Genomic DNA, 11,670 nt, shown 5'->3' with positions numbered 1-11,670 from the left:
GTGAAGCGCTATCGGCTCTATCAACTGCCGCTCAAAGTGGCAAGGCGCACATAATGGCCTCTGATGAACAAGATTCGGAAAGCCGGATGCGGGAAAACCGCCCGTCCGGTTTGATGAGGGGCAGGGGTGCTTCGGCTCTCCTGCCTACTCTACGACGCACCCCCTCAATCCCGCATCTGCGGGCGATGCCCGCACTAACCAACCTATACATTGCCCACACAAAAATCACGCCCGAGGGCTTTGGTAGCGTGCCGATGTCCAAGATCACCCATCTTGCTGGCAACAGCCTCGCGGGCCTGCCGCTGAGTGAACTGGCACCCAAACTGGCGGTCGTGTTCCCAAATGTCATCTGCTTCACGCTCAGCTACTTCGCGAACACGCCGGGAGACCTCGCCGCGCTGGCTCATTTCAAAGATTTGAAGAAACTCGTCAATGGCGGCACCATCAAAGACGAGGCCTGGCCCGGAATGCTGGATCTGCGTGATCTGCAAGCCTACAGGGCGATGAAGGATGGCATCAGCGATGTCGCCCTAGAAACGCTCGCAAAGCTCAAAAAGCTCAAAAGCCTGCGCTACGGCACGAAAGCACCCGACGCAGCCGCCATGACTGCTTTCAAGAAGCAGCGCCCGGATGTGAAGGTGGAACCGTGAAGGGTGCTGGAATGATGACTTCACACTGATCACCAAAGGCACGACACCGACTTGAGGCTCCAGTTGCGGCGCAACTGAGCTGCTATTGCAGAATCTCCGTCGGACACTCGGGCAGCGATGAGAGGAATGCGCGGCCATACGGCTTGGTGAGGATGCGGTTGTCGAGGATGGCGCAGATGCCTTTGTCGGTGGCGGTGCGGATGAGGCGGCCGACGCCTTGGCGGAGTTTGAGGATGGCTTCGGGGACGCTGTATTCGGTGAAGGCGTTGAGGCCTTGCTCTTCGAGATGCTCAATGCGTGAGGCGGTGAGCGGGTGATCGGGCACGGCGAAGGGGAGGCGCGTGATGATGACGTTGCTCAAGGATTCACCAGGGACATCGACGCCGGTCCAGAAGCTGTCGGTGCCGCAGAGGACGCTGTGGGTGTCGTTCTTGAATTCGGCGAGCATTTGATGTCGTGGCATGCCGCGGCCTTGCACAAGCAGGCGCCAGCCGCGTTTTTCGCAGTGAGCTTCGAGTTTGTCGGCCAGGGCGGTCATCTGGCTGTAGCTGGTGAACAACACGAAGGCGCGGCCGATGCTGAGGTCGATGAAATGGGTGATCCAATGCTCAAGCTGGTCGAGATAGCCGGGCTCGCTGGGCTGCGGCATCTTTTTGAGCAGGTAGAGCTTCATCTGCTTCTTGAAATCGAAAGGGCTCTCGATCAAGGCGGCGCGGGCCTCCTCGGCGCCGACGCGATTGCGGAAGTAGCGGAGCTTGGGGTCGTCGCCGATGCTGAGGGTGGCGCTGGTGAAGATGCAGGCTTTGTGACTGGCGAAAAAGATCTGCCGCAGTCGTGGGGCGACATCGACGGGCGCGGTGTGGAAGGAGACGATACGATTGTCCATGCCGCCGCGCTCGACCCAGTGGACGTGGTCTTCGTGTTCTTGATCGAGGAAGGTCTTCAGGCCGACGCGAATGGCGCTGAGGCGTTTGGCGAGGTCGAGGAGTTCGAGCTTGGTGCCTTCTTTGCTGGCAGCATCGCCGGCTTTGATGGCTTTTTGGGCGAGACGTTGCAGCGGGAGGCTGAGCGTGTCTTCGACGAGTCCTGGCTCGCGCACGCGGAACTCGCGGCCCATGGCGTTGAATTTGCAACTGGCCTCGGCGGCACGAAAAAAGGTGTCCACGCTGTCCAGGGCCATCAAAACCTCGCGCACGCCGTCTTTGTCGCCGACGAGTTGGAAGAAGCCTTTGCGCGACTTCGGATTGTGCAGGCGGCCGAGTTCGAATTTGATGTTCGATTCACTGAGATGCAGGCCAAAGGCCTTGGCGGCGACGTTTTCGATGGTGTGGGCCTCGTCAAGGATGACGAAGTCGCGTGGGAAGAGGAAATTGCAGTCTTCGTTGGTGTTTTCGTCGGCAGACGCGAGCAACGTGAAGAACAGCGTGTGATTGAGCACGATGACATCCGCCTGCTCCATGCGACGGCGAGTGTCCTGATACCAGCAGCGGCTGCCGGGCGGGCAACGGCGAGGCGTGCAGGCATGCGGCTCACTGCACACGAGCGACCACACGCGGGCGCTGGGCGTGAAATTGAGATCGCTAAGCGTGCCGTCCTCGGTTTCAGCCACCCAGTCGAGCAGGAGGCTCAATTCGGAGGCTTCCGAGGAGGAAAAGAGATCGCCGGACTCGTTGAGGGCGCGTTTGAGGCGTGTGGGGCAAAGGTAGTTGCCACGACCCTTTAAAATCTCCGCGTGGAAGTCGCCAACGAGCTGTTTGACGATGGGAATGTCCTTGGAGATGAGCTGCTCCTGAAGATTGATCGTGTGCGTGCAGATGATGGCCTTGCGCTTTTGCTCCAACGCAAACGTCACCGCCGGAACCAGGTAGGCGAGCGATTTGCCGACGCCGGTGGCGGCTTCGCAGACGAAGGCATGATTGCCATCGAGCGCGGCCCCGACAAGTTCCGCCATGCGCTGCTGCTGCGGGCGATACTCGAACTGCGGCGACTCGGCCATCTTCCCCTCGTTGGAGAAGGCGAAACGCATGCGCGGTGCCAGCGGCGGACGCGAAATGCGGCCAGCGGCTCCTTCTTCGTGATCTTCGGCGACGTGAAACATGCGGGGCGGGATAGCAGAGAGCTAAGCGCGGAGGGCAACAGAGTTTTTGCGTGAGTTCGCGGCCGGGGCATGGCTGCGAGAAAGTGGCGCGGCCTTGCGTTTGAGCCAGCGCCATGCATTCCACGCCCCTCTCTCGCCGCCGTGCCATTCAAACATTGTTCTGCTCCTCCGCAGCACTCGCTTTGAATGTGAGGCCGGATCGGGCTGCGGCGGCGATTGCCAAGGAGGCGCTGCATCTGCTCATGATCGGGGATTTCGGCACGGGCGGGAAGGACCAGGTAAAGGTGTCGCAGGCGATGCAGAAGTTTGTGACGGACAGTGGCGTGAAGCCGGCGGGCCTGTGGCTGCTGGGGGATAATTTTTACAGCAAGGACAAGAGCGGCTTCAGCACGGAATCGCAGCGCTGGGCGAAGGAAATCGAGGAGATGTATCCGGCGAGCGTGTTTCCAGGGCCGATGTGGGCGGTGCTGGGGAATCACGATTACCACGACAATGCCGGCGGGGAGAAGGTGCAACTCGCGTATGCGCAGAAGCCGGGCGTGCGCTGGCAGATGCCATCGAAATGGTATCGCTTCGATCTGGGGCCGCAGGCCCAGCCGCTGGTGACATTCATCTGTCTGGACACGAATTTGCCCGCAGTTTCGGGCGGCCCGGACAAGAAGACCAAGCAGCCGCGCAATTCGATGACAGCGGCGGAGGAGAAGGAGCAACTGGCGTGGTTGAAGGCGGAACTGGCGAAGCCGCGTGCGCCGTTCACGATCGCCGTGGGGCATCATCCGCTCTATTCAAACGGGTCGCATGGCGACACGAAGGCGTTGCTGGCACAGTGGGAGCCGCTGTTTCAAGAGCACAAGGTCCATGCGTATTTGTGCGGCCACGATCACGATTTGCAGCATCTGGAGATGGCGGGGCGCTTCACGACGCATCTGCTGTCCGGTGGCGGCGGGGCGAGCACGCGCAAGCTGCCGAACGAGCGCCAGATGCCGTATGGCAAGGATGTGCATGGCTTCACCCACCTGCAAATCACCGCAGAGACGCTGACCTTCACGCATCACTCGGCGGATGGCGCGGTGCTGCACACGTTCGCGAAGAAGCTGGATGGCAGCTTCAGGGTGGGCTGATCACTTGTACCCGGTGACCATCGCGCAGGGCACTTCCTTGCGCTTGCCCTGGTCGGTCTGGTGGATGGCAATCATGTACATGCCGGTTTTCTTCGGCTTGTAAAAGAGTACGAGGCCCCAGCCATCGAGCACGGGGAGGATTTCACCCACGGGCTTGCCTTCGAGATCGAGCACCGCGGCGGTGATATGGACGCCTGATTTTCGCGGCACGGCGATGCAGAAGCAGTACTCATTGCCCTTGTAGAGCTGCATGCGCAGCGCTTTGCCGGTTTTGGGGCCGAGTTCCTTCAGCCAAGTCTCCGCACGGATGTTGAATTCTTCCTTCTCCTGGTCGTAGGCCAGTGCGTGGGCGGCGATTTCGGCATCCTCTTTGTCACCGGCATGCAGCCAAGTGTGCGGCGTAAGCAGCAGCAAAACGACAAATGCGGAAAAAATGAGGGGGGAGGCTGGAGTGCGCATGACACAAGGGGCGGAGAAATTCACTGTCACATGCGAACATAGCCATTGCATCAGGAAAATCCCAAGTTTCTGTTCCGCTGTTCGTGCCTCTCTCAGAAATGGACGAACTTTCACCCTCTCACCCCTCTGCATTTCATGGCCTCGGTAGTCTTTTACATGGAGGACGGCACTACGCTCGTCCACAAGCTGGAAAACGATGTCACCACCATCGGGCGGCACCCTGAGAGCCACGTCGTGCTCACCTGCCCCTCCTCCTCGGGACGACATGCCATCATCAAACAGTCCGAGAAAGGCACTTTCGTGCAGGATCTCGACTCCAGCAACGGCACCCGCGTCAATGGCGCGGAAATCGAGGAGGCGCTGCTCAAGGATGGCGACCGCGTCGGCTTCGGCGATGTGCAGGCGGTGTTTTATGCGGGTGATCCGCCGAAAGTGCTGGAGGAAAAGCCTGTCGCCGCCCCACGCTTCAACAAATCACTGCCCGCACCCGCCGCCGTGATCAGCGACGAGCCAGCGCTGCCAGCCGCCAAACCAGCGAACCGTGCGCTCAGCCCCGTGCGGCGTGCGTATGGCAAAACTTCTTCCGCCAACAGCTATCCCGACACGACCGAGAGCGGCTGCATGACCGGCATCATCGTCACCGGCCTGTTTGTGATCGCCTTCCTCGTCGGCATGGCCATGCGCCACTCGAAGGAGATGAACGGCAACATCCTCACCGACACGCTCGAAAAAATCACCGGCGGCCTGCCGAAGATCAAGATCGAGCGGAAGGAGGATTAGCCTCGGTCACAACGACTTCTTGTAACCGTCGCACCTGCTGTGCCACCCGGCCAGCCAGCGCTGTTCGTTGCGTTCCGATGGTGCGTTTGCCACACGACGGCTCAGCACGCGCTTGGCAGACTCGGCGAATTCGCCGGGGTAATGCCACACTGCTTTCTGCTTGGGTATTCCTTCCAGCACTTGGAGCAAGCCCCAGCCTTGGCCTTGATAACGTTCTTTCGAACTGGTGCCCTCGCCTTTGAAGTTCACGTAGTCGATCAGGCAGAACGTCCCCTCGGGGGTGGCCTTGAGCGCATCGAAGGCGGATCTCACTGCTGCCGGGTCTTTCGCCGCCGCCAGCATCTTCGGCAGCGCACGTTCCATCCTTACCATGATGAATTCCGTCTGCTGCCGCACCGTTTGGCTCAACAACGTGCGCAGCTCTTTCTGCCGTGCGCCGTTTCTGTCAGCCTCAAAGGCCGCCTTCGTCGGCCATGGGCAGCCCCCCTGCATCCAGGCCGGGATTGGCATGCCGCGTGACTGCAAAAAGGCCACCAGCGGCGGAAAACTCTCCTCAAACGGCCCGCTCTGGCCCTGCGGATACCAGATGAAATGGCCGACGCCCAGCGAGGCAAACGCCTCCCCCGCGTTCCAACTCGTCAGCCCCGCCACCGTGCCGCCGCACTCATTCTGCCAGATGCGCCGACCCACACGGTCGATTTGCGCAGCGGAAAGCCGCGCACCGCCGCCGCTGACCGGGGTCGGAGCCGCAGCACAGCCGTTCAAACTACTCAAAACCACCGCCAGCAGACTGAAATGTTTGAGGAATCGCCGGGGCTTCATATTTTAGAAATCTTAAATGATGCGGTACAATCAAACTGGTTTTTGAAAAAATAGCCTGACCGTCCATCTTCCATCACGTCAGGTTTCATTAAGTTTGATTCACTGATTTTCCACCCTTATTCTCTCGACCCTCCAGTCTTCTCTGCGCGTCCGGCATGCCATATCTGGCCTTCAATCTCAACGATGGTAATGAGTTCGTCTTCGACATCCTCGAAGAACGGCTCTCCATCGGGCGTGACGCGAGCAACGACATCGTCATCGACAACACCTTCATCTCCGGCTTCCACGCCGAGTTCCTGCGCCAGCCGGACGGCAATTACGAAATTGTCGATCTAAAGTCCTCCAACGGCACCTTCGTCAATGGCAAGCGGGTCGAGCGTGGCCGCGTGAAAGGCGGCGACCGCATCATGTTCGGCCAGCTTGAGAGCCGTTTCCGCGAGCGTGCGCCGAAGGGCCTCGCCCCCGACAGCGGCTCCAAAGCCGTCGCCACGCCCAAAGGCCAGCCCACCCGCGAGGACGGCAAACGCGGCGACACCGAAGGCGTCCCCGCCCGCGACAAGGACGAGCCGGCGAAGCCCACGCCTGAGACTGGCAAGATCGAGCTCACCAAGCCGGTCGTGCAGCGTGCCCCGACCGACCAGCCCAGATCTCCCGGTGGCACGCCGCCCGTATCGCTCATTCCCAAACCTAATTCCGCTCCCGCCGCGCCAGCACCCGATCCCGCCGCCGCCAATCAGGCCGCCGAATTGCGCGACGAAATCGAGAAACTCAGCCAGCAGCGCGACGCCCTGCGGGCCGAGAACAACATCGAGCAGAAACGCCGCGATGACATCCGCTCCCTCGACGCCACGCTGGACGTGCGCCGCAAAGAACTGGCCCAAGCGCAGACTGAAATCACCGGATACAAAGGCGAACTCGAAAAAGCCCGCAGCCAGGTGCAAAACGCCCGTGCCGAAGCTGAGAACGCCAAGGCCGAAGCTGGCAAACACGACGTCAAACGCCGCGACCTCGGCAACATCGAGAGCAAGCTCGATTCCACCCGCACCCTCGTCACCAAAGCGGAGGCCGATCTCGCCACCGCGCAGCAAGGCTTGCAGACCCTGCACGCCGAGGCGGACAAACAACGCAAGGGCCGCGAGGCCACCCTGGCCCAGTTGCAGCAGCAAATCGCCGCTGCCGAAGCCCGCACGAAGGAAATCAACCAGACGCTAGCCGAGGCGACGAAGTCCGAGGCCGACCTCAAATCGAAGCGCAGCGCCGAATTGCAGTCCCTGGATGTCGAAGTCATCGCCAAGCGTGCCGCACTCGACTTGCTGGTCGTTTCCCTCGCCAAATCCAGCGACGAGGCCAAAACGCATCAAACAGCCGCCGCGAAGGCAGCCACCGAAGTTTCGACCGCGAACGACAAGCTCACGGCGCTGCAAAGCCAGATCGCCAGTGCCGAGGCGAAGCTCAAGGAAGCCACGCAGCTTCAATCCGACGCGCAAAAATCCGAAGCCGAACTCAAATCGAAGCGCAGCGGCGAACTTCAGGCGCTGGAGGCCCAGCTTGAAACACGGCGTGCCGAATTTACCAAGGTGCAGGCCAATCTGTCGAAGGTTCAGGTCGATTTCACCACGCAGCAGACCGCGCTGACCAAAACCAGCGAGGAAGCGAAGACCCGGGCAGCCGCGCTGGCCAAACTGACCGCCGACGAGGCCGCCACCGCCCAAAAACTGGCCGCGCTGCAACAACAGACCGCCGCAGCCGATGCAGAAGTGAAGCGTCTCACCGCGTTGCGGACGGATGCGCAGAAATCCGAGACCGAACAGCGCACGAAACGCAGCGCCGAGCTGCAAGACCTCGACAAGCAGCTCGAAACACGTCGCGCTGACCTGACAAAGACCCAGACAGAACTGACGAAAGTTCAGGGTGATCTGGCTACGCAGCAGGTTTCACTCAAAAAGACCACCGACGAGGCCAAAACCCGCGAAGCCGCGGTCGCCAAACTCACCGCTGACGAGACTTCCACGTCGCAAAAACTGGCCGCGTTGCAGAAGCAGGTCAGCGAGGCTGATGCGGAGGTGAAGCGTCTCGCCGCGTTGCAGGCCGATGCGCAGAAATCCGAGGCCGAGCAGCGCACCAAGCGCAGCGCGGACCTGCAAGACCTCGACAAGAAGCTCGACGAGCGGCGTGTCGATCTCAAGCAGCTCGATTCTCAACGCGAGACGAAGCAAAACGAGATTGAGGCCGCCAATGCCTCGCTCGCGAAGGCGCAGGAGCAGGTGCAGCACGCGCAGACGCAGATCGCGCAGCTTGGCGGCGAGGAGACGGCCGTTGCCGCACGCGTCAACGAACTGCGCGGCAACGAAGACCGTCTCACCGCCCTGACGCAGACACTCGGACAGATGGAAAACCAGCGCGGCCTGCTGGATGCCGCGCTTGGTGCCTTGATGGGCAAACAGCAGACCCACGAGGCCGAAACGAGCGCTGCCGAGCAGCGTTTGACTGCCACACGCACGCAACTCGACGAACTTGAGCAGCAACGTATCGCTGCCGAACAGCATCTCGCCAATCTCAACACCCAGAAGACAGATGCCGAATCCGCGCTGGCTCAGCAGCAAACCGAAGCGCAGGCCAGACTGGCCGCCATCGACCGGCAGGCCCGCGATGCGCGTGCAGCGGACGATATTGCGCAGCAGGATGCTGAAAAACGTCGCACGGAACTCGATGCGCAGATTGCAGAGCGCGGCACGCGGGTTGCCGAGGTGCAGGCGCAGGCCAAGGCCCTCGAAGACAAGGTCGCCGACCTCAACAACAAGCTCGATGACCTCGCTTCGACCGATACGAAGCTCAATGATGTCACTGCGGCACTCAAAGCCGTCGAATCGCACAAGGCCGAGGTTCTGGCCGCTGTTGCCGCGCTGGTGAAGGATCGCGACGAACGCACGCGCGAACTGCTCGCCGCCACCGAACATGGCCGTGCGCAAGCCTTGCTCACGCAGACACTCACGCAGCGCCGCGAGACGGCGGAGAAGGAAGTGCGCGTGATTGAGGAGCAGCAGACCGAGGTTTCGCAGTCCATCGGCAAACTGCGCGAGCAACTGCGCCAAACCGAGAACGACCTCAAGGAACGCGAAGCCCAGGTCGCCACCGCCACGCAACGCACGAAAAACCTCGAAGAACTCGCCAGCACCGCTGAGCAGCAGTTCAAAACCGTGCAGACGGAGCACAAGAAGCTCAGCGAGCAGTTGGCGCAGGCCAAAACCGATCTGGAGCAGTCCACCGCCGCCGCCATCGAGAAAAAGAAGGAAGCTGCGTCCGCCGCCGCCTTGGCAGAGAAAAGTTCACAACAGTCGCTCACGCTGGCGGAAAAAATCAGCGGCCTGGAGATGGTCATCGCCACGCTCACGACGACGCATGCCACCACGCAGCAAAAACTGTCCGCTGCGGAGTCGGATCATCAGAATTTGCAGGACCGCATGGCGGAACGGCAGAAGGAAGTCGCCACCGCCGAAGCCCGCGTGGCCGAACTCACGCAGCAGACGGCCGGACTCGCCGACCGCGTCAAAGAACTCGCACAGGCGAACCAGCGGCATGCGGAGCTTACCAGCGCTATCACCGCATCCACGCAGGAACGCGACAAGCTGCAGGCCGAAACGCAGCGGCTCTCGAAGGAACGGGCCGAACTTGAAGCCGTGCTGCCTGATCTGCGCGGCAAGGTGACGCAAACCCGCGCCGAGGCCGACAATTTGAAGGCCGAGCTGGCCGGCTTGATCAAGGACCGCGATGCCGCCGCCGCCACGCTCAAGCAATCCCTCGCGCAGCACAAGGAATCGGATGCCGCCGTCGAGGCGTTGCGCATCGAGTCGGTCAATCTCGACAAAATCCTCGGCGACAAGCGCACCAATCTCGAAGCGGAGACGAAAACAAAACTCGCCGAGGCCAACGCCGCCGAAACACGACTCAAGGGCGTGCAGGAGCGCATTGCCATTGCTGAGAAGCGCCTCGCGGAGCTGGCCGACATTGATGCCCGCCTTGCCGCAGCCACACAAACGCTCAAGGACACCGAAAAGCAGCGCCAGACGGAGGACAAGGCGCTCGCGGAACTGGCACGCAATCAGGACAAGCTGAAGAAAGAGATCGTCACGCTCGATGCCACGCTCAAAACCGAGACCTCCCAGCTCACGGACCTCACCAAGGCCGTCAAAACGGCCGAAGCGAAGGCCGCAGATGCCGAGAAGCGTGCCGAGAAGGCGCTGGCTGCACAGCAGACCGCCGAGCAAAAGCGCACTGAGGCCGATGCCACCGCCGAGAAGGCCCGCGCCGAGGAAAAGAACCTGCGGAAGCAGATTCCAGCCCTGAATACGGAACTGGCAGGCATCCAGGCGATGCTGGTGAGTTTGACCAAGCAACGCGAAGAAGCCTCGCAGTTCGTCACACGGCTGAACGTCACCACCGACGGCCAGAACAAGAAACTCAGCGAGCTGCAGCAGCAGATCACGCAGTTGGAGCAGGCGCACAAGCTGCGTGAGGAACGCGTGATGAAGGCGCAGGCGGACGTGGACAAGGAAACCGCCCGCCTGAAGGCTGCGCAGGACCAGTCACGCGCAGCGGAAGTGCAGCTAACCCAACTCGAAAAAGATGTCAAAGAAGCCAAACTGAAGGCCGAGGCGGCCAAAAAAGAGGCCACCGCACTCGAAGGCGAACTGCGCCAGCGGCTAGACCGTGTGCAAAATCTCAAAGCCGACGAAGAACGCCTCACCAAGACACTCGCCACGCAGCAGCAGGACATGCAGGGCGCGGATATGGCACTTAAAGAGCTGCAAACGAAGATTGGTGCCCGGCAGCACGAGCTGGGTGAATTCATCAATGTCGGCGGTAAAATTATCGGCTTGGGCCAGGCGCTCACCGGTCTCGAATCGCGGCAGGCTGAAGTGAACAAATCGCTGCGCAAGGCTGCGGAGGAGGATCTCGCGATTCAGGTGAAGCTGAACGCGGCGCAGGAATCGCTGAACCGCGAATCGGCCCGTGTCGAACAGACGCGCAAAGATCGCGAAGCGGCGGATGCCGAGTTCAAGAAATTCAGCGCCGATATTCAGAAACAGGCCGCCGCCTTGCAGAACTACGAGTTAGAGCAGAAAAAGCGCATCGCGGAGCTGGAAAAGCGCATCGCCGACCTCGGCACGACGCACCAGCGCGCGGTGGGGCAGATCGACGAAACGAAGGCCGAACTGGCACGCCTCGAAGGCCGCAAACACGAGTTCGCGCAGGCGGAGGCGCAGCTCAAGCACTGGCAGGACATCGAAAAACGCCTGCGTGGCCAGCTTGAGGAGCTGGAGCAGAAGCACGAGATCATGCGCCGCGGCCTGCCGACGGAGGAGAGCACGGTGGTCATGTTCGCCAGCGACATCATCAAGCGCATCGACCTCATCGACGCCCTGGTCTCCCGCTACGCGGGTTCAAATGGCAGCACGGACGTGCCGAACCAGCTCAAGACGCTGCGCGCCTCGTTTGAGGACATCCTGCACCAGCACGGCGTGACGGAGTTTGATGTGCCGTCCGGGACGGAGGTCGATCTGGAGTTGCGCAAACGCATTACCGTGGTCGATTCACTGCCGGGCAAACTGAAGCCGCGGGTGACGGAAAGCTGCCGTTCCGGCTTTATCTTCTCGCGTGGCGAGGGACACGAGATTATTCTGCGCAAAGTGGAGGTTCGCACCTCCAGTCAGTAGCACCCACCCGGAGCATTTATTTTCAC

7 protein-coding genes are annotated in these 11,670 nt (G+C 61.1%); 4 read left to right on the top strand and 3 right to left on the bottom strand.

Annotated elements, in window-relative coordinates; translation table 11 throughout:
• The first annotated feature begins 254 nt into the window (after window positions 1–254).
• Window positions 255–650 carry a hypothetical protein gene (locus ACKVY0_RS23605; protein ID WP_409217317.1) on the top strand — a complete coding sequence of 132 codons (396 nt, stop codon included), beginning with the start codon at window positions 255–257 and terminating at the stop codon, window positions 648–650.
• Between the two features lie 82 nt (window positions 651–732).
• Here ACKVY0_RS23605 and ACKVY0_RS23600 read toward each other — a convergent pair whose 3' ends face one another.
• Complete coding sequence (locus ACKVY0_RS23600) at window positions 733–2,748, bottom strand: ATP-dependent DNA helicase (protein WP_409217316.1); 2,016 nt, start codon at window positions 2,746–2,748, stop codon at window positions 733–735.
• Window positions 2,749–2,861: 113 nt separating this feature from the next.
• Here ACKVY0_RS23600 and ACKVY0_RS23595 point away from each other — a divergent pair, with 113 nt between their 5' ends.
• Window positions 2,862–3,869: a metallophosphoesterase gene (locus tag ACKVY0_RS23595; protein WP_409217315.1), complete on the top strand. Its 1,008-nt coding sequence runs from the start codon at window positions 2,862–2,864 to the stop codon at window positions 3,867–3,869.
• Here the strand turns inward: ACKVY0_RS23595 and ACKVY0_RS23590 are convergent, their stop codons facing one another.
• Complete coding sequence (locus tag ACKVY0_RS23590; RefSeq protein WP_409217314.1) at window positions 3,870–4,328, bottom strand: hypothetical protein; 459 nt, start codon at window positions 4,326–4,328, stop codon at window positions 3,870–3,872.
• A gap of 135 nt (window positions 4,329–4,463) precedes the next feature.
• Here ACKVY0_RS23590 and ACKVY0_RS23585 point away from each other — a divergent pair, with 135 nt between their 5' ends.
• Window positions 4,464–5,108: an FHA domain-containing protein gene (locus ACKVY0_RS23585; RefSeq protein ID WP_409217313.1), complete on the top strand. Its 645-nt coding sequence runs from the start codon at window positions 4,464–4,466 to the stop codon at window positions 5,106–5,108.
• A gap of 6 nt (window positions 5,109–5,114) precedes the next feature.
• Here ACKVY0_RS23585 and ACKVY0_RS23580 read toward each other — a convergent pair whose 3' ends face one another.
• Window positions 5,115–5,930 (bottom strand): hypothetical protein, encoded by an 816-nt coding sequence (locus ACKVY0_RS23580; RefSeq protein ID WP_409217312.1) that lies wholly within the window; start codon window positions 5,928–5,930, stop codon window positions 5,115–5,117.
• A 155-nt stretch (window positions 5,931–6,085) separates the two neighbouring features.
• Here ACKVY0_RS23580 and grpE point away from each other — a divergent pair, with 155 nt between their 5' ends.
• A complete protein-coding gene (gene grpE / locus ACKVY0_RS23575; RefSeq protein WP_409217311.1) occupies window positions 6,086–11,644 on the top strand; it encodes a nucleotide exchange factor GrpE in 5,559 nt (1,852 codons plus the stop codon).
• Window positions 11,645–11,670: the final 26 nt, after the last annotated feature.

The organism is Prosthecobacter sp., from assembly GCF_046154365.1.
Taxonomy (GTDB): domain Bacteria; phylum Verrucomicrobiota; class Verrucomicrobiia; order Verrucomicrobiales; family Verrucomicrobiaceae; genus Prosthecobacter.
The sequence above is the reverse complement of the archived record's forward strand: the minus strand, read 5'-3'. Positions and strand labels throughout refer to the sequence as shown.